Source organism: Burkholderia sp. S-53, from assembly GCF_025560745.1.
GTDB classification, from domain to species: Bacteria; Pseudomonadota; Gammaproteobacteria; order Burkholderiales; family Burkholderiaceae; genus Burkholderia; species Burkholderia pyrrocinia.
Genome location: NZ_CP090483.1, coordinates 1,166,011 through 1,189,356, shown reverse-complemented (window position 1 = coordinate 1,189,356; position 23,346 = coordinate 1,166,011). Strand labels below are relative to the sequence as shown.

Here is a 23,346-nt window from a genome sequence, read left to right as displayed (position 1 = left end):
CAATACGCTGCCAGAAAAATCTGGAGCGGGAGACGAGTCTCGAACTCGCGACCTCAACCTTGGCAAGGTTGCGCTCTACCAACTGAGCTACTCCCGCGTATTGCTGCGCTACTGCTTCTCCGTCGCACTTACTTCGCCGTGCAGCGGAGAAGCGAGATTATGTCGAAGGCACATTCGTGTGTCAAGGGCTTTTCCTGCCCTTTTTCCAAAAACCTGCGCCACCGAACGCGTGGCACAGGTCACGCGCCGCCGCGCTCACGAATTTGCGGCCACGCAAGCTTCATGTAGTACAGCATCGACCAGATCGTCAGCACCGCCGCAAGATACATCAGCCACTCGCCCCACACGCGCGTGTCGATCGTCACGATGCCGAGCGGCAGCGGCCCGTAGAACAGCAGCATCGGGATCGCGACCATCTGGCACGCGGTCTTGAACTTGCCGAGCTGGTTCACCGCGACGCTCTTCGATGCGCCGATCTGCGCCATCCACTCGCGCAGCGCCGAGATCGCGATCTCACGGCCGACGATCACGAGCGCGATCGCCGCGTCGACGCGTGAAATCTGCACGAGGATCAGCAGCGCGGCCGTCACCATCAGCTTGTCCGCCACCGGATCGAGAAATGCGCCGAACGACGACGTCTGGTTCCACTTGCGTGCGAGAAACCCGTCGAACCAGTCGGTCAGCGCGGCGAGGATGAAGATCGCCGCCGCCGCGAGATTGCGGTGCGCGCCGCCCATCACCGTGTCCGGCAGATAGAACACGCCGACGACGAGCGGAATCAGCACGATCCGCACCCACGTCAGGAAAATCGGGAAATTGAACGGCATGGCATCCGGGACAGTAAAGGATTCGCAATTGTGCCGTGTCGACCGGCCTGCCACAAGAACGCGAAAACGCGGGCAAGGCAGCCGGCCGCACGGGCGCGTCAGTGAAGCTGCTTGTAGATCTGCTCGGCAAGCGCGTGCGAAATGCCCTCGACGCTCGCGAGTTCCTCGACGCTCGCGGCAACGACGCCGCGCAACCCGCCGAAGCGCGCGAGCAGCCGCTGCCGGCGCTTCGCGCCGACGCCTTCGAGCTCCTCGAGCCGCGACGTCTGGCGCGCCTTCGCCCGCTTCGCGCGCATGCCGGTGATCGCGAAGCGGTGTGCCTCGTCGCGGATCTGCGCGACGAGCATCAGCGCGGCGCTCTCCTTGCCGAGTTCGAGCGGCGTGCGGCCGTCCGCGAACACGAGTGTCTCGAGGCCGACCTTGCGCCCCTCGCCTTTCGCGACGCCGACCAGCATCGACGTGTCGAGGCCAAGCTCGGTGAACACCTGGCGCGCGATTTCGACCTGACCCTTGCCGCCGTCGATCAGCACGAGGTTCGGCAGCAGGTTCGACGCCTCGGCCTGGCGCGTCGACTCGCCGTCGATGCCCGCCGCATCGTCGGCGGCGGCCGCCTGCGCGGCCTGCTCGACCATCTTCTCGTAGCGGCGCGTAAGCACCTGCCGCATCGCCGCGTAATCGTCGCCCGGCGTGATGCCGGTGATGTTGTAGCGACGGTACTCGCCCGACTGCATCTTGTGATGGTGATAGACGACGCACGACGCCTGGGTCGCCTCGCCCATCGTATGGCTGATGTCGAAGCATTCGATCCGCAGCGTCGCGAGATCGTCGCATTCGTAGCTGAGCGTCTCCGCGAGCGCGCGCGTACGCGCCTGCTGCGAGCCCTGCTCGGACAGCAGCCGTGCAAGCGCGATCTGCGCGTTCTGCTCGGCCATCGACAGCCACGCGCGCCGCTGCCCCTGCGGCTGCCGCACCAGCGACACCTTGTGGCCGGCCTGCTCGGACAGCAGCTCGAGCAGGTCGCGGCTCGCGGGCGCATGACTCACGACGAGCACCGGCGGCACACGATTGCCGAGATAGTGCTGCGAGATGAACGCGTCGAGCACCTCGGCCTCGACCGACGCCACCGCATCGCCGCGCGCGCTGCCGCCTTCTTCCGCGGGCTGGCCGGACAGCACACCGTCAGTCGCGTCGGTCGCGTCGGCAATTTCCGCCGCCTCGGCCTCGTCGCCGAGACCGCCCTCGGCGAGCGTCAGCGCGCTTTCGACGTGCGTCGGGAAATACGCCTTGTCGCCGAGATGCCGGCCGCCGCGCACCATCGCGAGGTTCACGCACACGCGCCCGCCCTGCGCGATGACCGCCAGGATGTCGACATCGCTGTCGCCGCCGACCTCGATCGCCTGCTGGTGCAGCACCGTCGCGAGCGAGCTCATCTGGTTGCGCACGGCCGCCGCCTGCTCGAATTTCAGTTCGGCCGCGAACGCGTGCATCTTCTGCTCGAGCTCATTCATCACTTCGGACTGCCGGCCGAGCAGGAAGCGCGCGGCGTTCGACACGTCGACCGCGTAATCCTCGCCGGAGATCGCGCCGACGCACGGCGCCGTGCAGCGCCCGATCTGGTGCAGCAGGCACGGCCGCGTGCGGTTGTTGAAGACCGAATCCTCGCAGGTCCGCAACTGGAACACGCGCTGCAGGATCTGGATGCTCTCGCGCACGGCCCACGCACTCGGGAACGGCCCGAAATACTGGTTCTGCTTGTCGACCGAGCCGCGGTAGTAGGCCATCCGCGGAAAACGGTGCGCGGTGAGCTTCAGGTACGGATACGACTTGTCGTCGCGAAACAGGATGTTGTAGCGCGGCGCGAGCGCCTTGATCAGGTTGTTCTCGAGCAGCAGCGCCTCGGCTTCCGAGCGCGTGACGGTCGTCTCGATGCGCGCGATGCGCGTGACCATCATCGCGATGCGCGGCGACAGTTGCGTCTTCGTGAAGTAGCTCGACACGCGCTTCTTCAGATCGCGCGCCTTGCCGACGTAGAGGACGGCGCCCGCCGTGTCGTAATAGCGATAGACACCCGGCATGTGCGGCAACTGCGCAAGGATCTTCTTCGGTTCGAACGGAGTATCGGAGGCTTCTGGGGATGTCATGCGTGATCCGGGCGCCTTGTAACGCGGAACGGGTCTATTAGAATCGCCAGTTTAGAGCATTCACCGGCCCGCTTCGATGCCACGCACCACCGCTGTCCCCCAATCCGCTGCGCCGCTCGCGCCGGGCGAACCAATCGCCTGCGACCTCTTCTGCACGGTGATCGACAATTTCGGCGACATCGGCGTGTGCTGGCGCGTCGCGCGCCAGCTCGCACACGAACATGGCTGGCAGGTTCGCCTGTTCGTCGACGACCTGCGCACGTTCGCGCGCCTGCTGCCGGGGGTCGATCCCGACGCGGGACGGCAGACGGTCGACGGCATCGTGATCGAGCACTGGCACGCGGAGGTCGGCGACGCGCTGGAGATCGCCGATGTCGTGATCGAGGCATTCGCATGCGAGCTGCCCGGCGTGTATCTCGCCGCGATGGCGCGCCGCGCGCGGCGCCCGGTGTGGATCAACCTCGAATACCTGAGCGCCGAGGACTGGGTCGCCGATTTCCATTTGCGGCCGTCGCCGCATCCGCGCTACCCGCTGCTGAAGACGTTCTTCTTCCCGGGCCTGTCGGCCGGCACGGGCGGCGTCCTGAAGGAACACGACCTCGATGCGCGCCGCACCGCGTTCGAAACCGACGCGGCCGCGCGCGCCGCGTGGTGGCAGCGCGCGACCGGCGGTGCACCGCCGGCGCCCGGCACGACGGTCGTCAGCCTGTTCGCCTACGAGAATCCGGCCGTCGATGCGCTGCTCGCGCAGTGGCGCGACGGCCCGTCGCCGGTCGTCGCGCTCGTGCCGGCCGGCCGCGTGTCGCCTGCCGTCGCGCGCTTTTTCGGGGTCGAGTCGTTCGGCGCGGGCGCGCATGCGAGCAGCGGCAACCTGGTCGCTCACGGGCTCGCGTTCGTTCCGCAGGCCGACTACGACCCGCTGCTGTGGGTGGCCGACATCAATTTCGTGCGCGGCGAGGATTCGTTCGTCCGTGCGCAGTGGGCACGCAAGCCATTCGTGTGGCACATCTACCCGCAGGCCGACGACGTGCACCTGCCGAAACTCGACGCCGCGCTCGCGCACCTGTCGGCCGGCCTCGCCGACGCGCCGCGCGCGGCGCTCGGGCGTTTCTGGCATGCGTGGAACGGCGCCGGCACGCCCGACTGGGCCGATTTCTGGCAACACCGTGCCGCACTGGACGCCAACGCGGCCCGCTGGGCCGACTCTCTCGCGGCGGTCGGCGATCTCGCTGGAAAGCTGGCGGAATACGCAAAATCTCAGTTAAAATAAGCGGTTATCCGACGGCTGACCAGGCAAGCGCTCGCTTTTGGCGTCCACCGGAACGCGCCGCTTGCGCCGTCAGCCGTTGCGCAACGCTCAGGCACCTATTTATTTGATTTGATCAGGACAGTTTTTATGAAGACCGCACAGGAACTCCGCGTAGGCAACGTCGTGCAGATCGGCAGCGATGCTTGGGTCATCGCCAAGGCGGAATACAACAAGTCGGGCCGTAATTCCGCCGTCGTCAAGATGAAGATGAAGAACCTGCTGACCAACGCAGGCCAGGAATCGGTCTACAAGGCAGACGACAAGTTCGACGTCGTCGTGCTCGACCGCAAGGAAGTGACGTATTCGTACTTCGCCGATCCGATGTACGTGTTCATGGACGCCGACTACAACCAGTACGAAGTCGAAGCCGAAATGATGGGCGAAGCGCTGAACTACCTCGAAGACGGCATGGCGTGCGAAGTCGTGTTCTACAACGAGAAGGCGATCTCGGTCGACCTGCCGACGGTCCTCGTTCGCGAGATCACCTACACGGAACCGGCCGTCAAGGGCGACACGTCGTCGGGCAAGGTGCTGAAGAACGCGAAGCTCGCAACGGGCTTCGAACTGCAGGTTCCGCTGTTCTGCAACACCGGCGACAAGATCGAAATCGATACGCGTACGAACGAATACCGCAGCCGCGCGTAATCGCCAGCGTTACCCGCATCGAACAAAGCGCCCTCCGGGGCGCTTTTTGTTTGCCTGTCGCCAACAGCGGCCGCAAACCAGTGCCATATCAAGCACAAAATCCACCGCTAAAGATATTCAATTTGTATCATCGGTAACTGTTTTATAGCGCTGGAGAAATAATGAGCGTTACGCGTTCGGCGGGGCATAAAATCAGTTTTTAATCTGACATGCGGCCGCGGCCCCAAGGGCCGACAGCTCGCCTCTCTTGACTCGACTCGCGTCCACCATGCCACACGCCCTGATTGTCGAAGACGATCCCAACAGTCTCTCCGGCCTCACCGCGCTGCTCGCCGCAGACGGCTTCTCGGTCGACACGGCCACGTCGCTCGCCGAAGCGCGCACGGCGCTCGGCCGCTCGATTCCCGATGTCGTCCTGGTCGACCTGAACCTGCCGGACGGCAGCGGGTTCGACCTGCTCCAGCACCTGCCGCAGCAGCAGCCGAACGGCTCGCTGCCCGTCATCGTGCTGACGGGCAACGCGACGGTCGAAAGCGCAATCGAGGGCCTGCGTCACGGTATTTGGGACTACCTGCTGAAGCCGATCAACATTCCGCGCCTGCGCAGCCTGCTCGCGCGGATCCCCCGCCCGTACGAACTGATCGACGAAGTGCAGTCGTTGCGCGCATCGCTGCGCCATCTCGGCCGCTTCGGTGCGCTGGTCGGCCGCAGCGACGCGATGCAGCACGTGTACGACATGATCGAGCACAACGCGCGCACCGAAACGGCCGTGCTGTTCGCGGGCGAAGCCGGCACCGGCAAGAAGCTGGCCGCGCGCACGCTGCACGAACTGAGCCGGCGCCGCAAAGGGCCGTTCGTGTCGTTCGACTGCCGGACGATCGCGCATGCCGGCCGGCACGGCGCATCGCTCGACAGCGTGCTGTTCGGCCATGAGCGCGGCGCGTTCGACGGTGCCGAGCGCCGCGAATCGGGCCTGTTCGAACAGGCGGGCGGCGGCACGCTGTTCCTCGACGAGATCACCGCGCTGCCGCTCGTGCTGCAGGAAGCGCTGCTGCATGCGCTCGATTCGCAGAATTTCATGCGGATCGGCGGCACGAGCGCGATCACGAGCGATTTCCGGCTGATCGCGACCACGCGCCGCCCGGCGCGCGAAGCGGTCGCGAACGGCGCGCTGCGCGAGGATCTGTGGCTGCGGCTCGACGCGGCATCGATCACGATGCCGCCGCTGCGCGAGCGCGACGGCGACGCACTCGCGATCGCGGACGCGCTGATCGACGAACTGAACCGCGAAGCGCGCGCAACCGGCCGCAGCACGACCGACAAGCGCGCGGCGCCGGGCTTCGTGCGCGAATGCGTGTCGTACGAATGGCCCGGCAATGTGCGCGAGTTGCAGGAGCGCGTGCGTTTCGCGTACGACGCCTCGGGCGATTTCATCGAGACGCTGCGCGCGGGCGAGACCAGCTTCGCCGCCGGCGCCGCGCTGAACGGCAGCAGCGTGCAGATCAAGGTCGGCACGCCGCTGGCCGACGTCGAGGATCTGCTGATCCGCGCGACGCTCGACGCGGTCGGCGGCACGCGCCACCGCGCGGCGACGCTGCTCGGCATCAGCCCGAAGACGCTGTACAACAAGCTGCAGCGGATGAAGGTGAACTGAGCGCGCGGTGCTGCATGCGGGCGCTGGCAGGGTTTGACCGTTAGTTGCGCTGCAAGGTTGCCACGCCGGCCTGCCCGATTTCCGCCGCAGTCCCGCTCACGCCTGCCGTACCCCATGCAAAAAGCCGCGCAACAGCGCGGCTTTTTGTTTCAGCGACCGGAATGGCGCGGTTCCGCGCCCCCTCCCCGCTTACGCCAGTGCGCTGCTCAACAACGCCTGCGCCTGCAGATACTCGGGCTGCACGATCAGCTTGTCCCACTTGAGCGCCTTGCCGCGCGCGCGCATCCGCTTGAGGCGCCGCGCCGACTCGGCCGATGCCTGCGCCTTCAGCCCGTTCAGCACGACCTCGGCCGCGTCCGGCTGGTTGCAGACGAGCACCATGTCGCACCCGGCGGCGAGCGCGGCTTCGGCCGCCTGCGTGAGCGTGCCGCCCTCGCGAGCGGCCTCCATCGACAGGTCGTCGCTGAAGATCGCGCCCGTGAAGCCGAGCCGGCCGCGCAGGATGTCCTGCAGCCACAGGCGCGAGAAACCGGCCGGCCGCTTGTCGACCTGCGTGTAGATCACGTGCGCGGGAATCACCGCGGACAGCGACAAGCCGAGCCAGTCGTACGGCGCGACGTCCTGCTTGAGGATCGCGTCGAGCGTGCGATCGTCGGTCGGCAACGCGACGTGCGAATCGGCCTCCGCGAAGCCGTGCCCCGGAAAATGCTTGCCGCAGTTCGCCATGCCGGCAAGCGACAGCCCGTGGTTCAGGCTCTTCGCGAGCAGCGTGACGACGCGCGGATCGCGATGGAATGCGCGATCGCCGATCACTTTCGAGTGCCCGTAGTCGAGATCGAGCACGGGCGTGAAGCTCATGTCGATCCCGCACGCGCGCAGCTCGGCGGCCAGGACGTAGCCGACGGCGGTCGCAACCTTCGTCGCGAGCAGCACGTCGCGATCCCACAGCTCGCCGAGGCGGCGCATCGCGGGCAGCACCGTGAAGCCGTCGGTGCGGAACCGCTGCACGCGCCCGCCTTCGTGATCGACGGCGATCAGGATGTCTTCGCGCACCGCGCGGATCGAGTCGGTCAGCGCGGTCAGCTGCGCGCGATTCTGGAAGTGCCGCGCGAACAGGATCACGCCGCCGGTGTTCGGATGCGCGAGGCGCCGCGCATCGTCGCGCGTCAGGGCCGTGCCGACGACGTCGAGCATGACCGGGCCGGGAGTCGTTTTCATCGAATCGGGAATTCCGTCAGGAGGAGGTTCGGGAAACAGGTGCGGCGTCCGTCTCGGCGATCACGAACGACACCGCATAGTCGCGTTCGTCGCTGACCGTCACGCGTGCCGTGATGCCGCGCGCGGCAAGCCAGTCGGCCAGCTCGCCCGACGCGACCACATACGGCTCGCCGCTCGGGTGGTTGAGGGTCTGCAATGCACGCCACGTCATCGGCCAGTGCATGCCGAGCCCGATCGCCTTCGAGAACGCTTCCTTCGCGGAAAAACGCGTCGCGAGAAACGCGATGCCGCGCGCCTCCGAGCGTGCGCGGCGCGCATGGAATACGCGCAGTTCGTCGGGGCCCAGCACCTTCTCGGCAAACCGGCCGCCGGTGCGCTCGAGCACGGCCGCGATGCGGCTCACCTGGGCAATGTCGGTACCGATGCCGTAGATCGCCATGTCAGTACGCGCCGGAGTGCCCCGGCAGGGCCGGGTGGCAAACGACGCGCGCGGCGCGATGCAATTTCATCTTCAGCGTGCGCCGCCATGCAGTGCGGCGACCATGATCGCCTTCATCTCGCGAACCGCGTTGTCCCAGCCGGCGAAAATCGCGTGCGCGACGATCGCGTGGCCGATGTTCAGCTCGACGATGCCGTCGATCGCGGCGATCTGCTGCACGTTCGTGTAATGCAGGCCGTGACCCGCGTTGACCTTCAGGCCGAGCTTCGCGCCAGCCTGCACGCCCGCGACGATGCGCTCGTATTCGCGCTGCTGCTCGGCTTCGTCGTGCGCCTCGGCGTAGCGGCCCGTATGCAGCTCGATCACCGGCGCGCCCGCTTCGTGCGCGGCGCGGATCTGCGTTTCGTCCGGGTCGATGAACAGCGACACGCGCACGCCCACGTCGGCAAGCTGCTTGCACGCCGCACGCACGGCCTCGAAGTGGCCGGCGACATCGAGGCCGCCTTCGGTCGTCAGCTCCTCGCGCTTCTCGGGCACCAGGCACGCGTCGTGCGGACGCACTTCGCACGCGATATCGAGCATCTCGGCCGTCACCGCGCACTCGAGGTTCATGCGCGTCTTCAGCAGCGGGCGCAGCTTGCGCACGTCCGCGTCGACGATGTGGCGGCGATCCTCGCGCAGGTGCAGCGTGATCGCGTCCGCGCCGGCCTCTTCGGCGGCAAGCGCCGCGCGGATCGGATCGGGATAGGTCGTGCCGCGCGCATTGCGCAGCGTCGCGACGTGGTCGATGTTCACGCCGAGGTCGATGGCGGTGGGCGTTGTCAGGAAGAAGCTCATAGGTTTTGCAGGTCGATCAGGATCTGGCGCGTGGCAAGCGGCGTACCGCCGAGATAGGTGTTCAGCAGGAAGCGCATCAGCGTCTTGCTTTGCGCAACCGTCTGGGCTCGATGGTAATCGTCCTGCTCCATGTCGAGCAACGTCTGTCCGGCGATGACCGGCCAGTGCGACGGTACGTCGTCGTCCGCATTGCGCACGCCGCGCTCGGGATCGAACACGTACCGGCCGTCGGGCTCGACCGCACGACGCGCGACCGTGCGGTTCAACGCCATCGCATAGCCGGTCTCGCGCAGCAGCACGCGCTCGAACGAGCGCAGTACCTGCACCGCGGGCTCGCCGTGCGCGAGGCGCGTGAGGGTCAGCACGTAATGATTGAACAGCGGCGGCTGGGGATCCTCGCGCGCGCAGAATTTGACGAGCAGCTCGTTCGCGTAGAAGCCGCACAGCAGCCCGTCGCCGCCGAGCGGCAGCATCCCGCCGACCCACTCGGCGCCCGTCAGCGTGCGCACCTCGGATTTGCCCGACCAGGACAGCAGCAGCGGCTGGAAGGTCTGCAGCACGCCGCGCAGCGCGGAGTGCGGGCGCTTCGCCCCCTTCGCGACGAGCGCGAGCCGGCCATGATCGCGCGTCAGCACGTCGACGATCAGGCTCGTTTCCCGGTACGGATAGCTGTGCAGCACGAACGCCGGCTGCTCGGCGACGCGGAAATCGGACGTGCGAGACGTCGCGCGCCGCGCCTTGCGCGGCGGTTCGGGCGGTGCCGGCAGCGGCGCGTCGTTCGCGCCGGCCGTCACCGCGTCTTCAGTCGACGTCAGCGCGTCATTCGTACCCATAGGCGCGCAGCCCCGCCTCGTTGTCGGCCCAGCCGCTCTTTACCTTCACGAAGGTCTCGAGGTACACGGGGCCGTCGAACAGCTTCTCCATGTCCAGCCGCGCCTCGGTGCTGATCTGCTTGAGCTTCTCGCCTTTCTTGCCGATCACCATCGCCTTGTGCATGTCGCGTTCGACGAGGATCGTCGCGAAGATGCGCTTCAGGCGCCCCTCCTCCTCGAACTTGTCGATGATGACGGTGCTCGTGTACGGCAGTTCGTCGCCGGTCCAGCGGAACACCTTCTCGCGCAGGATCTCGGCCGCGAGGAAGCGCGAGCTGCGATCGGTGAGCTCATCCTCGCCGTAGATCGGCTCGCCTTCCGGCAGGTACGGCTTGATCGTCTCCAGCAGGCGCTTGATGTCTTCCGGCTGCTGCGCCGACAGCGGCACGAGCTCGGCGAATTCGCGCAGCGTGCTCATCTTCTGCATGAACGGGTACAGCGTCGCCTTGTCGGTCACACGATCGACCTTGTTCGTGATCAGCAGCGTCGGCATCCCGGGCGGAATCAGGTCGAGCACCTTCTGGTCGTCGGGCCCGAAGCGGCCCGCTTCGATCACGAACAGGATCACGTCGACCGACGTCAGCGTCGACGTGACCGCGCGGTTCAGCGAACGGTTCAGCGCGGTGCTGTGACGGGTCTGGAAGCCCGGCGTGTCGACGAACACGAACTGCGCGTCGTCGAACGTGTTGATGCCGGTGATGCGGTGGCGGGTCGTCTGCGCCTTGCGCGACGTGATGCTGATCTTCTGGCCGACAAGTGCGTTCATCAACGTCGACTTGCCGACGTTCGGGCGGCCCACGATCGCGATCATGCCGCAACGGAAACCGGTAGGAGCGGGAGTGTTCATATCGTTTGGGAGACAGGTTCGGAAACGGCCGCGCGGCGCGCGGCACGATCGATGGGCAATTCAGTGGTCGGCATCGGCCACGCGCGCCTGCGTGGCAGCGAGGCTCGCACCGCCCGGCGTCGGATCGGAATCGGGCGTCGCGGCATCGCGTGAGCGCACGGCTGCGCGCGAAGCGGGGTCGGAACCGGCGGGAAGCTTGTCGGCGGACGATGATGCCGGATCGGCTGCCTGGCCGGCCGCCTTGTCGGCTGCACGCGGTGGTGCGGCTTCCGCGGGCTTTTCCGCAACTTTGTCGGTGCGCTCGGCCGGCTTTTCGGCAACCTTGTCGGTCGCCGGCTTCACCGTCCGTTCGCCCTTGTCGGCAGCCGTCTCGACATGCGCCGCGCGAATCGCGGCCATCGGCGCCGCAGCCGGCTCCGCGCCGGCGCCGGGCGCAGCAGTTGCCGCGGGCGCCGCACCGGCCGCCTTGGCCTCGCGCGCCGCCGCACGTTCCTTCCGCTCCGGCGAGCGCAGGTCGAGCGCTTCCTGCACGCCCTTCACGCCCGGCACGATTTCGGGTTCGACATGCTTCGACCCGCGCGCGTTTTTCGAGCGCTTCGGCTTCGCGGCCAGCATCGGCGCGGCCGCCATCACCTCGTCGAGCGCCTTCTTCGCCGCGGCCTGCTCGGCCGCGCGGCGGCTCGCACCGGAACCCGAAACCTTCACGTCCAGCTTCGGCACCGTGCATTCGACTTCGAATTGCTGATTGTGCGCCGCACCATGCGTCGCGACGACCGTGTAGGTCGGCAACGCGATCTTGTGCCCCTGCAGGTATTCCTGCAGCAGCGTCTTCGCATCCTTGCCGAGGGTGCGCGGATCGATGTGGTCGAGAATCGGGATGTAGAGGCGCTTGATGACCCCTTGGGCGGCTTCGAAGCCGCCATCGAGGAACACGGCCCCGATGATGGCTTCGAACGCGTCCGCGAGGATCGACGGGCGGCGGAAACCGCCGCTGCGCAACTCGCCCTCGCCCAGCCGCAGTCCGTCCGAAATATTCAGGGCCTGAGCAATCTCGTACAGCGACTGCTGCTTGACGAGGTTGGCGCGTACGCGCGACAGATCGCCTTCGTCCAGCTTGCTGAAACGCTGGAACAAAAGGGCGGCCACCGCGCAATTCAGAACGGAGTCGCCGAGAAACTCGAGCCGTTCGTTGTGCGTGGCACTGTGACTGCGATGGGTCAAAGCCTGGCGCAACAATTCCGCATTGCGAAATTCGTAGCGCAGCCGGCTTTCCAACTGGGATAGGGGCATGTGCAGGAGTATAACGCGCGCGCCGGTCGGGCCGAAACGGCACGGCCGGACACGAAAAGGCGTGACGAGGCGGTGTTACCGCCGGTTCTTAAAGTAGTTCGGCAATACGCGACGCGGCCCGTGCGTCGCGTATTGCGTGTAAGTCGAATGCGATCAGTTGAAGGAACCGATGCGCTTCAGGTCGCTGAAGTTCATCCAGATGAAGAACGCGCGCCCGACGATGTTCTGGTCCGGCACGAAGCCCCAGTAGCGGCTGTCGGCGCTGTTGTCGCGGTTGTCGCCCATCATGAAGTAGTGACCGGGCGGCACCTTGCAGATCACACCGCGGCTGTTGTACGTGCAGTTGTCGCGATACGGATAGTCGTATGCGCCCATCACGAACGGCGGCACCGCGGGATTGTTGAGGATCGCGTTCTTCCGGTTGCCGATCGTCTCCTCGAACTGCTTCGCGTAGTTCTGGCGCTCGTCGTCGAAGAAATCGGGCAGCGGCGCTTCGGGCACCGGCTGGCCGTTGATCGTGAGTTGCTTGTCCTGGTACGCGACCGTGTCGCCCGGCAGGCCGATCACGCGCTTGATGTAGTCGACCGACTCGTCCTTCGGATAACGGAACACGACGACGTCGCCGCGCGACAGCGGGCTGCCCTGCGTGATCTTCGTGTTCGTGACCGGCAGGCGCAGCCCGTATTCGAACTTGTTGACGAGGATGAAATCGCCGACGAGCAGCGTCGGCACCATCGAACCCGACGGAATCTTGAACGGCTCGATGACGAACGAACGCACGACGAACACCGCCAGGATCACCGGGAAGAAGCTCGCGGTGTACTCGAGCCACCACGGCTGGCGCAGCTTCTCGTCGCGCAGCTTCGAACGCGTCTGCACGGCGTTTTCGTCCGCGAAGCGCTTGTCGATGCGCGACTGCTGGCGATCGAACTCCTCGATCGCCGAGTCGGCCGCCAAGCGTCGCCGCGGCAGGAACACCAGTTTGTCCAGCATCCACGCTACGCCCGTCACGACGACGAGCACAAAAAGAATCAGCGCAAAATTCATAAAAGGAACAGTCCTGTTATTTGTCTTCGACGCGCAAGATCGCAAGGAATGCTTCCTGCGGGATCTCGACCGAACCCACCTGCTTCATGCGTTTCTTGCCGGCCTTCTGCTTTTCGAGCAGCTTCTTCTTGCGCGTGATGTCGCCGCCATAGCACTTCGCCAGCACGTTCTTGCGCAGCGCCTTGATGTTCTCGCGGGCGATGATGTGCGCACCGATCGTGGCCTGGATCGCCACGTCGTACATCTGGCGCGGAATGATCTCGCGCATCTTCGCCGCCACTTCGCGGCCGCGATACTGCGATTGCGACCGGTGGACGATCACCGACAGCGCGTCGACCTTGTCGCCGTTGATCAGCATGTCGACCTTCACGACGTCCGCCGACCGGTACTCCTTGAACTCGTAGTCCATCGACGCGTAGCCGCGCGACACCGACTTCAGGCGGTCGAAGAAATCGAGCACGATCTCGGCCATCGGGATTTCGTAGGTCAGCTGAACCTGGCGGCCGTGATACTGCATGTTGATCTGCGAGCCGCGCTTCTGCGTGCACAGCGTGATCACCGAGCCGACGTAGTCCTGCGGCATGTAGAGATTCACCGTGACGATCGGCTCGCGGATCTCCTCGATCTTCGGCGGTTCCGGCATCTTCGCGGGATTCTCGACCATCACGATCGAGCCGTCGCTCATCTGGACCTCGTAGACCACGGTCGGCGCCGTGGTAATGAGGTCCATGTCGAATTCGCGCTCCAGCCGCTCCTGCACGATCTCCATATGCAGGAGACCCAGGAAGCCGCACCGGAACCCGAAGCCGAGCGCCTGCGACACTTCCGGCTCGTACTGCAGCGACGCGTCGTTGAGCTTCAGCTTCTCGAGCGATTCGCGCAGCGCGTCGTACTGGTTCGCTTCCACCGGATAGAGCCCGGCGAACACCTGCGGCTTCACTTCCTTGAAGCCAGGCAGCGCTTCCGTCGCCTGCTTGGCCACGTGCGTGACGGTATCGCCGACCTTCGCGGCCGTCAGTTCCTTGATGCCGGCGATGATGAAGCCCACCTGCCCCGCCGACAGCGAATCGAGATTGCGCGACTTCGGCGTGAACACGCCGATGTGCTCGACCGGATACTGCGCGCCGGTCGCCATCATCTTGATCTTGTCCTTCGGGCGCAGCGTACCGTTGACGATGCGCACCAGCATCACGACGCCGACGTAGTTGTCGAACCACGAATCGATGATGAGCGCCTGCAGCGGCGCGTCGGGATCGCCCTTCGGCGGCGGCACCTTCGCGATCAGCGCTTCGAGCACGTCTTCGACGCCGAGGCCCGTCTTCGCGCTGCAGCGCGTCGCGTCGGTCGCATCGATGCCGATCACGTCCTCGATCTCCTCGATCGCGTTCTCGGGGTTCGCGGCCGGCAGGTCGATCTTGTTCAGCACCGGCACGACCTCGACGCCGAGCTCGATCGCCGTGTAGCAGTTCGCGACCGTCTGCGCCTCGACGCCCTGGCTCGCGTCGACGACCAGCAGCGCGCCTTCGCACGCGGACAGCGAACGGCTGACCTCGTACGAGAAGTCGACGTGCCCCGGCGTGTCGATCAGGTTCAGGTTGTAGACCTGGCCGTCGCGCGCGCGATAGGACAGTGCAGCCGTCTGCGCCTTGATCGTGATGCCGCGCTCGCGCTCGATATCCATCGAATCGAGCACCTGCGCTTCCATTTCACGGTCGGCGAGGCCGCCGCATACCTGGATGATGCGATCCGCGAGCGTCGACTTGCCATGGTCGATGTGCGCGATGATCGAGAAATTGCGAATATGATCCATTCAGTGCCGATCAAGCGAAAAAGGCGCGCTCGACGACTGCGGAGCACGCCTTGTGTAAGTCGGTGAAAAAACGGCTTATTTTAGCCGAAAAGGCCTTCAGCCGGGCGGTATTTCGGACGCCGGGCCGCGCGGCGCCCGGCCGGAGGCGCCTGCCGGGCCCAGTCCGGTGCGCAGCGACGCTGGCCGGCGCCCGGCCACGCTCAGCACCGGGCCGCGAGTGCGTCGCGCACCCTCGCGTCGTCGAACCGGTGGCGGCACACCTCCGCGCCGTCCAGCAGCAGCACCGGCACATCTTCGTCGTAGCGGGCGACGAGCGCCGCATCGGTGTCGATGTCGACATAGTCGACCGCGACCCCGTACTCGGCCGCCACCGGCGCCAGTGCGTCGCGCATGTCGTCGCACAGGTGGCACCAGCCGCGGCCGTAGAGCGTGAACATCGGCGCGTTACTTCTGGCGCGGCCGCACGGGCACGAACTGCGTGTTGTCGCCGCGCCGCACGAGGACCGCGACCGCCTTCTGCGGATCGAGCTGCGCGGTCACGTCGGCGAACTGCTTCGCGCTCGTGATGTCGGTATCGCCGACGCGCAGCACGATGTCGCCGCGTTGCAGGCCCGCACGGGAGGCCGGGCCGTCGACAGCGTCGATCTGCACGCCGTTCTTCAGCTTCAGCGTCTTCAACTGATCCGCCGTCAGGTCGCTGACCGTCAGGCCGAGCGAATTGGTCTGACGCGGCTTCTGCGGCGCGTTCTTGCGCTGTTCGGCCTTGGCCGTCGACTCGGCCGGCGTCTCCGCGATCGTGATCGGCAGATCGCGCGCCTGACCCTTGCGCCACACGCTGACGGTCGCCTTCGCGCCGGGCTTCGTGTCGCCGACCATGCGCGGCAAATCCGACGCCGTATCGACCGGACGGCCGTTGAACTTCAGGATGATGTCGCCCGGCTGGATGCCCGCCTTGTCGGCCGGGCCGCCCGGCTCGACGCTGCTGACGAGCGCGCCTTCGGCCTTCGGCAGCCCGATCGAGTCGGCCACGTCCTTCGTCACCTCGCCGATCGCCACCGCGATCCGGCCGCGCGTGACCTTGCCCGTCGCCTTCAGCTGGTCGGCCACGCGCATCGCCTCGTCGATCGGAATCGCGAACGAGATGCCCATGAAGCCGCCGGTACGGCTGTAGATCTGCGAGTTGATGCCGATCACCTCGCCCTGCATGTTGATCAGCGGGCCGCCCGAGTTGCCGGGGTTCACGGCGACGTCGGTCTGGATGAACGGCAGATAGTCGCCCGTGTTGCGGCTCTTCGAGCTGACGATGCCGGCCGTCACCGTGTTGTCGAGGCCGAACGGCGAACCGATCGCGACGACCCACTCGCCGACGCGCACCTTGTTCGAGTCGCCGATCGCGACGACCGGCAGGTTCGACGCCTGGATCTTGACGACCGCGACGTCCGTGCGATCGTCGACGCCGATCAGCTTGGCCTTGAATTCACGCTTGTCGGTCAGCGTCACGTAAATGGTGTCCGCATCGTCGACGACGTGCGCATTGGTCATCACGTAACCGTCGGCCGACACGATGAAGCCCGAGCCGACACCGCGGTTCTGCTCGGTGTCGGGCGGATTGTCCGGCTGCGCATTCTTCGGGTTGCCGCCGCCATTGCCGCCGCCGTTGCCGGGCGCCTGCGGCAGCGGAATGCCGAAGAAGCGCCGGAAGAATTCCGACATGTCGCCGTTGTCGAAGCCCGGCGGGAGCATCCCGCGCGGGCCGCTGCTCGTCGGCACGTTGGCGGTCGTCCGGATGTTCACGACGGCCGGCCCGACCTTTTCGACCAGATCGGCGAAGTCAGGCAGGCTGGCAGCGGGAGCCGTCACCGCAACCGCGGTATGAGGCACGAGCGGCAGGCAGGCAGACAGCGCCGCCGCCGCGAGCCATTTGCGCAGCGTGAGTTTCATCATGTCGGAAGCCGTAGCGTTACTTGGAAGCCTTGTATTCTATGGCAGACGCGAACTGCTGCAACGTAGCCGGCGGCACTTCGCCGAGCACGGTGATCCAGTAGTCGCCGCGACGCTTCACGAGAACGTGCGTCGCACCGGTGCTGCCCGCGCCTTCCTTGCGCGTGTTCTTGTCGGCCGGTTCGATGAAAACGGAGATCGTCGCGAGACCGTCGGTGAAGACGGCCTGATCGACCGGAATCGGCGGATCGCCCGCATCGCGCGCTGCCATCGGCCGGCGCACTTCGCGGATCTTCTGGAAGCCGGCGACGCTCGGCGCGAGCTGCCAGCCCTGCGCTTCCATGTCGACCGTCGCGACCGGGGGACGCACGACGGTCCAGCCGCTCAGGTTGCGCATGCCGGCCGCGATCGCGGCCTTGTCGCCGCTCCCACCGCCCGCCTGCAATTGCGAGAACGCAATCTGTTCGAGCACGTGATCGTTCGCATCGAGCGTCTGCGAGCGCAGCAGCAGCCCGGTGCGCGCGTCGGCCCAAAGCTTGTACGTGAAGCGGTAGGCATCCTTCGGCACGAGCTCGACGACCTGCGCGTCGATCCCGGCCACGCGGTCCTTGCCGAGCGACTTCGCGTCGTAGACGGACATCACGTGTTCGCCGCTCGCGCCGAGCAGCGCGGGGAACGAGTCGCGCGTCTGACGGCGCTCGACCACGCACAGCTTGCGCTCGGGCACGAACGTGTACAGCTCGTCGTTATGCCGCAGCAGTTTGCGCGGCTTGCCGTCGAGTGTCTCGATCCGCTCGAACTCGCCGTCGCGGGACGCGACGTGCGCGATGCGCGACGACTGGACATACCCGCCGCGCTGGTAGACGAACGTGCCCTCGTAGCTCTGCTGCTGCGCCGCCTGCTGGACACGGTCGAGCCAGTCCGCGGCGCCCTTGCGGGTCGCGACGGGATCGTCCGGTTGCTGGGCGCTGGCAGGAAGGGATTGAACGGACAACAGGGCGGCTGCGCAAAGCAGGAGGGCCGGCAGCCGCTTCCATCCGGAGATGGCGTGATTCAACTGCAATGTCCGCATCGGGTTTATTGGCCTGGCGTGGTGGTCACGGCAGCGCGGATCAGCGGCATCGAACCCGTGACGACGGGCTGCTGCGCGAATTGCTGGTGCGCTTCAAGGTATTGGTCGAGGCTGGCGTCGCGAATGATGTTGACGTCCTGCAGGCCCGGCTGGGCCGACGCCTGCGCGACCGTCACGCGCTGCAGGTCGCCGCCTTGCGGCGCACCGACCGACGCGACCTGGACGGCGCCCGGCGTACCGGCCGTCTGCAGTTGCGGCACGACGATCCACGTCAGCGTGGCCGCCGCGGCCGCCACCGCGAACGCGGGCACGACGCGCCGGCGCAGCGACAGCAGCCTGCGCGCGACCGGCGCGGCCGCCGGCGCGAGCAGGTGCGGCTCGCTCTCGAGCGCGGCCGACATGCGCGCGGTGAACGCGACGCTCAGCGCGGGCGACAGCGCGAGCTCGTCCGAGCGCAGCGCATCGCCGATCAGGTGGTAGTGGGCCCACGCAGCGCGATCCGCGCGGTCGAGCTCAGCCAGAAACTGCCCGTGATCCGGGCCATCGAACATTTCGCCGTCGACCAGCGCGGAAAGGCGCTCGCCGCGCGAGCACGCCTGCGACTGCGTATTGACCGACCCCATGATGCTCCCCATCTTGCACACCCCGTCGTGACTTCACGACTCTATCCGTAACTAGACCCCGACCCGCGTCGCTCCGCCTGTCGCGCTTACCAGCGCTTGCCTTCGGGCGTATCGAGCAGCGGACGCAATTTGGCAGCGATTGCCTCGCGAGCGCGGAAGATCCGCGACCGGACCGTCCCGATCGGACAGCCCATCATTTCCGCGATCTCTTCGTAGCTCAGGCCCTCGATCTCGCGCAGCGTAATCGCCTGGCGCAGTTCTTCGGGCAAGGCGGCCATTGCAGCGTTGACCGTCTCGGCAATCTGCTTGCTCATCAACATCGACTCAGGCGTGTTGATATCCCTTAGTTGGTCTGCGTCGGAGAAAGTTTCCGCTTCCTCGGCATCGGCCTCGGTCGAGGTCGGTGCGCGGCGACCCTGCGTCGCAAGGTAGTTCTTCGCCGTATTGACGGCAATCCGGTACAACCACGTGTAGAACGCGGACTCGCCGCGAAATTGCGGCAGCGCACGATACGCCTTGATGAACGCGTCCTGGGCCACATCCTCGACCTCGGCGGGATCCCGCACGAGGCGCGAGATCAGCCGAATGATCTTGCGGTGGTATTTGGAGACCAGGAGTTCGAACGCTGCCTTGTCGCCCTTCTGTACGCGCTCGACCAGAACCTGATCAATTTCTTTTTCACTCACCTGACGAATCCATTAACTAGGGATGCAACGCGGAGCGCTATTGTAGCGTTCCCGCGCCGGCCGCTGGTTACGGTCGGTAACCGCGCCGCCGTCATGCCCGCCCGGCCGCGCCCGCGGTTCTCGCGAGCACGGACAACGCGCTGAACGACGCGGCGTCGAGCGCATCGGCCGGAATCAGCAGCGGCCGGGCCCGCCGGGCACCCTGCCCGACCGACAGCACGAGCAGCAGGCTGCTCCAGTGCGCATGGCCGGTCACGCGGCCGCGGGCCAGCAACCGCCCGGTGCGACCAAACGCCGCAACTTCCCCGAATGCGTCGATCTGCAACTCGGCCGGCAGCCGGCGGGCGCAGGCCCGCGCGGCGCACACGGCCAGCAGCGCGACCGTCGCGGCCGACACGCATGCGCCCGCGGCAGCGCCTGCGCGCGGCGCCCAGAACAGGTACGCCGACGCGGCAGCCGACGCGACGAACGCGGCCAGCACGACATACGACACGGCCGAGGCCCGCAACGCAAAGCGCTGCGGACGCCCGGCCGGAGCATCGAATGGACTCGTCAAGCGATTTCAGCGTCAGACGCGCTTGAACACCAGCGTGCCGTTGGTACCGCCGAAGCCGAAGTTGTTCTTTACGGCCACATCGATCTTCATGTCACGTGCGGTGTTCGCGCAGTAATCGAGATCGCACTCGGGGTCCTGGTTGAAGATGTTGATGGTCGGCGGCGACACGTTGTTGTGCAGCGCCAGCACCGTGAACACCGACTCGAGGCCGCCCGCGCCGCCCAGCAGGTGGCCCGTCATCGACTTCGTCGAGTTCACGACGAGCTTGTACGCGTGCTCGCCGAAGGCCGCCTTCACCGCGTCGGACTCGTTCTTGTCGCCCAGCGGCGTCGACGTGCCGTGCGCGTTCAGGTACTGGACCTCGTCCGCGTTCACGCCGGCGTCGCGCAGTGCCGCCACCATGCAGCGACGCGGGCCGTCCATGTTCGGCGCGGTCATGTGGTACGCGTCGCCGGTCATGCCGAAGCCCGAGACTTCCGCGTAGATCTTCGCACCGCGCGCCTTCGCCGCCTCGTACTCCTCGAGCACCATCACGCCGGCACCCTCGCCCAGCACGAAACCGTCGCGGTCCTTGTCCCACGGACGGGATGCGCTGGCCGGATCGTCGTTGCGGGTCGACAGCGCGCGCGCTGCCGCGAAACCGCCGATACCGAGCGGCGACACCGTCGATTCGGCGCCGCCCGCGACCATCACGTCCGCGTCGCCCGCCTGAATCAGGCGCGCCGCGAGGCCGATGCTGTGCAGGCCGGTCGTGCAGGCCGTCACGGCCGCGAGGTTCGGGCCCTTCAGGCCGAACATGATGCTCAGGTGACCCGAGATCATGTTGATGATCGAACCCGGCACGAAGAACGGCGAAATCCGGCGCGCACCGCGATCGACGTAGGTCTGGTGCGTATCTTCGATCATCGGCAGGCCGCCGATGCCGGAACCGACCAGCACGCCGATGCGTTCCGCATTGGCTTCGTTCACCTCCAGCCCGCTGTCCTTGAAAGCCTGGACGCCGGCGGCGATGCCGTAATGGATGAACGTATCCATGCTGCGGGCTTCCTTCGCCGGGATGTACTCCTCGGCGTTGAAACCCTTCACCTCGCCCGCGAAATGCACGGCGAGATTCGACGGATCGAACTTCGTGACGGTGGCGATACCGGACTTGCCGGCGACGAGATTGGCCCAGCCGTCGGCAACATTATTGCCAACAGGCGAAATCAGCCCCAGGCCTGTAACAACAACACGACGGCGGCTCACGGTAACCTCTTTTCCATTATTGGATGACAAAAACAAAAGCCACAGTGTTCACAGGATTCAGCCCTGCGAGCCCTGTGGCTGTTAGTCCGTCCGGCGCGAAGCCGGCAGGATGGCGCGTCAATCGCGAAGATCGCGGCGACGTGGCGGACAAGCGCGAAAGGCGCTTACGCCTTGACGTTTGCGCGAGCGTAGTCGATCGCTTGCTGAACGGTCGTGATCTTCTCTGCTTCTTCGTCCGGGATTTCCATGCCGAACTCGTCTTCCAGAGCCATCACCAGTTCGACCGTGTCGAGCGAGTCGGCGCCCAGGTCGTTCACGAACGAAGCTTCGTTCTTGATCTCGGCTTCCGCAACGCCCAGTTGTTCAGCGACGATCTTCTTGACACGTTGTTCGATGTTGTCCATTACCCCTCCGAGGGAAAGTTCAGATTTACAAGTGCGCGCATTTTATCAGGTTTGCTGACGCGAAAACGCGCGTTGGCTTGATGGTCGATCAAGCACCGATCCGCCTGAAAAACGGGATACGGCGCGGATGGTAAACGAAAACCGTTACGACATGTACATGCCGCCGTTCACGTGCAGCGTCGTGCCGGTAATGTAACCGGCCTGCGGCGATGCAAGGAACGCGACGGCATGGGCGATGTCTTCCGGGCTGCCGAGACGGCCGAGCGGAATCTGGGTCTTGAGCGCGGCCTGCTGTTCTTCCGGCAGCGTCTTCGTCATGTCGGTGTCGATGAAGCCCGGCGCGACGCAGTTCACGGTGATGCCGCGGCTGCCGATCTCGCGCGCAAGCGCACGCGTCATGCCCGCGACGCCGGCCTTCGCGGCCGCGTAGTTGACCTGACCCGGGTTGCCGGCCGAACCGACCACCGACGTGATGTTGATGATACGGCCGCCGCGCGCCTTCATCATCGGGCGCAGCACCGCACGCGACAGGCGGAACACCGACTTCAGGTTGGTGTCGATCACCGCGTCCCAGTCCTCGTCCTTCATCCGCATCGCGAGCTGGTCCTGCGTGATGCCCGCGTTGTTGACGAGCACGTTCAGCGCGCCGAACTCCTTCACGGTCGCGTCGATCAGCGCCTCGGCGGCCGCCGCGTCGTTGACGTTCAGCACCGCGCCGCGGCCCGTGACGCCCGCTTCCGCGAACGCCGCGGTGATTGCGGCAGCGCCCGATTCGCTCGTCGCGGTGCCGATCACCGTCGCGCCCAGGCGCGCGAGTTCGAGCGCGATCGACCGGCCGATGCCGCGCGACGCGCCGGTCACGATCGCAACCTGTTTATCGAGAGTCTTTTCCATGAATCGAATATCCGTCTCTTGAGAAAAGGCGCCGCGTCAGGCGGTCACCAGCTTGAGCGCTTCGTCGAGCGACGCAGGATCGAACACCGACGCACCCGTCAGGTTGCCGTCGATGCGCTTCGTCAGGCCGGCGAGCACCTTGCCCGGGCCGCACTCGATCACGTGCGTGACGCCGGTGCCGGCGATGTGCTGCACGCACTCGACCCAGCGCACCGGGCCTGCGGCCTGGCGCACCAGCGCGTCCTTGATCGCGGCCGGATCGCTGACCACCGCGACGTCGATGTTGTTGACCACCGGAATCTGCGGCGCCTTCACGTCGACGTTCGCGAGATAGTCGCGCAACTGGTCCGATGCCGGCTTGAGCAGCGACGAATGGAACGGTGCCGACACGGGCAGCGGCAGCGCGCGCTTCGCGCCCTTCGCCTTCGCGATTTCACAGGCCTTCTCGACGGCCGCCTTCGCGCCCGCGATCACGACCTGCGCCGGCGCATTGAAGTTCACCGCTTCGACGACGCCCGCTTCCGCGGCTTCGGCGCATACCGCGCGCACCGTATCGTCGTCGAGGCCCAGGATCGCGGCCATGCCGCCCTGGCCGACCGGCACGGCCGTCTGCATCGCCTGCGCGCGGAAGCGCACCAGCGGCACCGCGTCCTTGAATGCGAGCGCGCCGGCAGCGACGAGCGCCGTGTATTCGCCGAGGCTGTGGCCGGCGACGATCGACGGCGCCGGGCCGCCTGCCTGCTGCCATGCGCGGTAGCACGCATACGCGGCGGTCAGCATCACGGGCTGCGTGTTGGTGGTCAGATTCAGCTCTTCGGCCGGGCCTTCGGCGATCAGCTTGCCGAGATCCTGATTGAGTGCATCGGATGCTTCCTGGAGCGTCTCGCGCACGACGGCCAGATCGGCGAATGCGTTGAGCATGCCGACTGCCTGCGAGCCCTGCCCCGGAAAAACGAATGCAAATTTCATATCGTCCCCAATTGAATCGA

23 protein-coding genes and 1 tRNA gene are annotated in these 23,346 nt (G+C 66.3%); 3 read left to right on the top strand and 21 right to left on the bottom strand.

What is annotated here, in order from left to right; translation table 11 throughout:
- Positions 1–21: 21 nt before the first annotated feature.
- From LXM88_RS10630 to uvrC, 3 genes are all read right to left on the bottom strand, one after another.
- Positions 22–97: transfer RNA gene (locus LXM88_RS10630), tRNA-Gly, on the bottom strand.
- A gap of 142 nt (positions 98–239) precedes the next feature.
- Positions 240–827: a CDP-diacylglycerol--glycerol-3-phosphate 3-phosphatidyltransferase gene (gene pgsA / locus LXM88_RS10625; RefSeq protein ID WP_006482193.1), complete on the bottom strand. Its 588-nt coding sequence runs from the start codon at positions 825–827 to the stop codon at positions 240–242.
- A gap of 98 nt (positions 828–925) precedes the next feature.
- A complete protein-coding gene (gene uvrC / locus LXM88_RS10620) occupies positions 926–2,968 on the bottom strand; it encodes an excinuclease ABC subunit UvrC (protein WP_262541975.1) in 2,043 nt (680 codons plus the stop codon).
- A 76-nt stretch (positions 2,969–3,044) separates the two neighbouring features.
- On the opposite strand from uvrC, the gene earP reads away from it, so the two are divergent.
- The 3 genes from earP (at position 3,045) to LXM88_RS10605 (ending at position 6,576) form a co-directional block, all read left to right on the top strand.
- The gene (gene earP, locus LXM88_RS10615) at positions 3,045–4,238 is read left to right on the top strand and encodes an elongation factor P maturation arginine rhamnosyltransferase EarP (protein ID WP_262541973.1); all 1,194 of its coding nucleotides are present in this window, start codon (positions 3,045–3,047) and stop codon (positions 4,236–4,238) included.
- A 126-nt stretch (positions 4,239–4,364) separates the two neighbouring features.
- Positions 4,365–4,922, top strand: coding sequence for an elongation factor P (efp, locus tag LXM88_RS10610; protein ID WP_047900193.1), 558 nt, complete (start codon positions 4,365–4,367; stop codon positions 4,920–4,922).
- A 268-nt stretch (positions 4,923–5,190) separates the two neighbouring features.
- Positions 5,191–6,576, top strand: a complete 1,386-nt coding sequence (locus LXM88_RS10605; RefSeq protein WP_262541969.1) for a sigma-54-dependent transcriptional regulator — start codon at positions 5,191–5,193, stop codon at positions 6,574–6,576.
- Positions 6,577–6,765: 189 nt separating this feature from the next.
- Here LXM88_RS10605 and nagZ read toward each other — a convergent pair whose 3' ends face one another.
- From nagZ to fabD, 18 genes are all read right to left on the bottom strand, one after another.
- Positions 6,766–7,794, bottom strand: a complete 1,029-nt coding sequence (nagZ, locus tag LXM88_RS10600) for a beta-N-acetylhexosaminidase (RefSeq protein ID WP_262541967.1) — start codon at positions 7,792–7,794, stop codon at positions 6,766–6,768.
- Positions 7,795–7,810: 16 nt separating this feature from the next.
- Positions 7,811–8,233 (bottom strand): holo-ACP synthase, encoded by a 423-nt coding sequence (acpS, locus tag LXM88_RS10595; protein ID WP_262541965.1) that lies wholly within the window; start codon positions 8,231–8,233, stop codon positions 7,811–7,813.
- Positions 8,234–8,305: 72 nt separating this feature from the next.
- Positions 8,306–9,070 (bottom strand): pyridoxine 5'-phosphate synthase, encoded by a 765-nt coding sequence (gene pdxJ, locus LXM88_RS10590; protein WP_262541962.1) that lies wholly within the window; start codon positions 9,068–9,070, stop codon positions 8,306–8,308.
- Positions 9,067–9,903 (bottom strand): DNA repair protein RecO, encoded by an 837-nt coding sequence (recO, locus tag LXM88_RS10585; RefSeq protein WP_262541960.1) that lies wholly within the window; start codon positions 9,901–9,903, stop codon positions 9,067–9,069. Before recO ends, pdxJ begins: the two co-directional genes overlap by 4 nt.
- The gene (gene era / locus LXM88_RS10580; RefSeq protein WP_262541957.1) at positions 9,890–10,789 is read right to left on the bottom strand and encodes a GTPase Era; all 900 of its coding nucleotides are present in this window, start codon (positions 10,787–10,789) and stop codon (positions 9,890–9,892) included. Before era ends, recO begins: the two co-directional genes overlap by 14 nt.
- A gap of 60 nt (positions 10,790–10,849) precedes the next feature.
- The gene (gene rnc, locus LXM88_RS10575) at positions 10,850–12,079 is read right to left on the bottom strand and encodes a ribonuclease III (RefSeq protein WP_262541955.1); all 1,230 of its coding nucleotides are present in this window, start codon (positions 12,077–12,079) and stop codon (positions 10,850–10,852) included.
- A 153-nt stretch (positions 12,080–12,232) separates the two neighbouring features.
- Complete coding sequence (lepB, locus tag LXM88_RS10570) at positions 12,233–13,126, bottom strand: signal peptidase I (protein WP_262541952.1); 894 nt, start codon at positions 13,124–13,126, stop codon at positions 12,233–12,235.
- Between the two features lie 16 nt (positions 13,127–13,142).
- Positions 13,143–14,936: a translation elongation factor 4 gene (lepA, locus tag LXM88_RS10565; RefSeq protein WP_262541949.1), complete on the bottom strand. Its 1,794-nt coding sequence runs from the start codon at positions 14,934–14,936 to the stop codon at positions 13,143–13,145.
- A 200-nt stretch (positions 14,937–15,136) separates the two neighbouring features.
- The gene (locus LXM88_RS10560) at positions 15,137–15,373 is read right to left on the bottom strand and encodes a glutaredoxin family protein (protein ID WP_262541947.1); all 237 of its coding nucleotides are present in this window, start codon (positions 15,371–15,373) and stop codon (positions 15,137–15,139) included.
- A gap of 7 nt (positions 15,374–15,380) precedes the next feature.
- Complete coding sequence (locus tag LXM88_RS10555) at positions 15,381–16,880, bottom strand: DegQ family serine endoprotease (RefSeq protein ID WP_262541945.1); 1,500 nt, start codon at positions 16,878–16,880, stop codon at positions 15,381–15,383.
- A 16-nt stretch (positions 16,881–16,896) separates the two neighbouring features.
- A complete protein-coding gene (locus LXM88_RS10550; RefSeq protein ID WP_262541944.1) occupies positions 16,897–17,949 on the bottom strand; it encodes a MucB/RseB C-terminal domain-containing protein in 1,053 nt (350 codons plus the stop codon).
- A gap of 5 nt (positions 17,950–17,954) precedes the next feature.
- Complete coding sequence (locus LXM88_RS10545; protein WP_262542823.1) at positions 17,955–18,572, bottom strand: sigma-E factor negative regulatory protein; 618 nt, start codon at positions 18,570–18,572, stop codon at positions 17,955–17,957.
- Positions 18,573–18,658: 86 nt separating this feature from the next.
- On the bottom strand, positions 18,659–19,258 hold the full coding sequence (gene rpoE, locus LXM88_RS10540; protein ID WP_034183098.1) for an RNA polymerase sigma factor RpoE: 600 nt from the start codon (positions 19,256–19,258) through the stop codon (positions 18,659–18,661).
- Positions 19,259–19,349: 91 nt separating this feature from the next.
- Entirely contained in the window at positions 19,350–19,814 is a 465-nt protein-coding gene (locus LXM88_RS10535) for a hypothetical protein (protein WP_262541940.1), read from the bottom strand.
- 12 nt (positions 19,815–19,826) lie between these two features.
- Entirely contained in the window at positions 19,827–21,059 is a 1,233-nt protein-coding gene (gene fabF, locus LXM88_RS10530) for a beta-ketoacyl-ACP synthase II (RefSeq protein WP_262541939.1), read from the bottom strand.
- A gap of 164 nt (positions 21,060–21,223) precedes the next feature.
- Complete coding sequence (gene acpP / locus LXM88_RS10525) at positions 21,224–21,463, bottom strand: acyl carrier protein (RefSeq protein WP_004197638.1); 240 nt, start codon at positions 21,461–21,463, stop codon at positions 21,224–21,226.
- Positions 21,464–21,607: 144 nt separating this feature from the next.
- The gene (gene fabG, locus LXM88_RS10520; protein WP_034183095.1) at positions 21,608–22,357 is read right to left on the bottom strand and encodes a 3-oxoacyl-ACP reductase FabG; all 750 of its coding nucleotides are present in this window, start codon (positions 22,355–22,357) and stop codon (positions 21,608–21,610) included.
- A 36-nt stretch (positions 22,358–22,393) separates the two neighbouring features.
- The gene (gene fabD, locus LXM88_RS10515; RefSeq protein WP_262541774.1) at positions 22,394–23,326 is read right to left on the bottom strand and encodes an ACP S-malonyltransferase; all 933 of its coding nucleotides are present in this window, start codon (positions 23,324–23,326) and stop codon (positions 22,394–22,396) included.
- Positions 23,327–23,346: the final 20 nt, after the last annotated feature.

Bases quoted from the DNA above. Each gene is read 5' to 3' on its own strand.
- LXM88_RS10605 (WP_262541969.1), top strand. From the start codon at position 5,191: ATGCCACACGCCCTGATTGTCGAAGACGATCCCAACAGTCTCTCCGGC.
- lepA (WP_262541949.1), bottom strand. From the start codon at position 14,936: ATGGATCATATTCGCAATTTCTCGATCATCGCGCACATCGACCATGGC.
- acpP (WP_004197638.1), bottom strand. From the start codon at position 21,463: ATGGACAACATCGAACAACGTGTCAAGAAGATCGTCGCTGAACAACTG.
- uvrC (WP_262541975.1), bottom strand. From the start codon at position 2,968: ATGACATCCCCAGAAGCCTCCGATACTCCGTTCGAACCGAAGAAGATC.
- nagZ (WP_262541967.1), bottom strand. From the start codon at position 7,794: ATGAAAACGACTCCCGGCCCGGTCATGCTCGACGTCGTCGGCACGGCC.
- LXM88_RS10560 (WP_262541947.1), bottom strand. From the start codon at position 15,373: ATGTTCACGCTCTACGGCCGCGGCTGGTGCCACCTGTGCGACGACATG.
- fabD (WP_262541774.1), bottom strand. From the start codon at position 23,326: ATGAAATTTGCATTCGTTTTTCCGGGGCAGGGCTCGCAGGCAGTCGGC.
- lepB (WP_262541952.1), bottom strand. From the start codon at position 13,126: ATGAATTTTGCGCTGATTCTTTTTGTGCTCGTCGTCGTGACGGGCGTA.
- era (WP_262541957.1), bottom strand. From the start codon at position 10,789: ATGAACACTCCCGCTCCTACCGGTTTCCGTTGCGGCATGATCGCGATC.
- earP (WP_262541973.1), top strand. From the start codon at position 3,045: ATGCCACGCACCACCGCTGTCCCCCAATCCGCTGCGCCGCTCGCGCCG.
- efp (WP_047900193.1), top strand. From the start codon at position 4,365: ATGAAGACCGCACAGGAACTCCGCGTAGGCAACGTCGTGCAGATCGGC.
- acpS (WP_262541965.1), bottom strand. From the start codon at position 8,233: ATGGCGATCTACGGCATCGGTACCGACATTGCCCAGGTGAGCCGCATC.
- LXM88_RS10555 (WP_262541945.1), bottom strand. From the start codon at position 16,880: ATGATGAAACTCACGCTGCGCAAATGGCTCGCGGCGGCGGCGCTGTCT.
- LXM88_RS10550 (WP_262541944.1), bottom strand. From the start codon at position 17,949: ATGCGGACATTGCAGTTGAATCACGCCATCTCCGGATGGAAGCGGCTG.
- pdxJ (WP_262541962.1), bottom strand. From the start codon at position 9,070: ATGAGCTTCTTCCTGACAACGCCCACCGCCATCGACCTCGGCGTGAAC.
- pgsA (WP_006482193.1), bottom strand. From the start codon at position 827: ATGCCGTTCAATTTCCCGATTTTCCTGACGTGGGTGCGGATCGTGCTG.
- fabG (WP_034183095.1), bottom strand. From the start codon at position 22,357: ATGGAAAAGACTCTCGATAAACAGGTTGCGATCGTGACCGGCGCGTCG.
- rnc (WP_262541955.1), bottom strand. From the start codon at position 12,079: ATGCCCCTATCCCAGTTGGAAAGCCGGCTGCGCTACGAATTTCGCAAT.
- LXM88_RS10545 (WP_262542823.1), bottom strand. From the start codon at position 18,572: ATGGGGTCGGTCAATACGCAGTCGCAGGCGTGCTCGCGCGGCGAGCGC.
- recO (WP_262541960.1), bottom strand. From the start codon at position 9,903: ATGGGTACGAATGACGCGCTGACGTCGACTGAAGACGCGGTGACGGCC.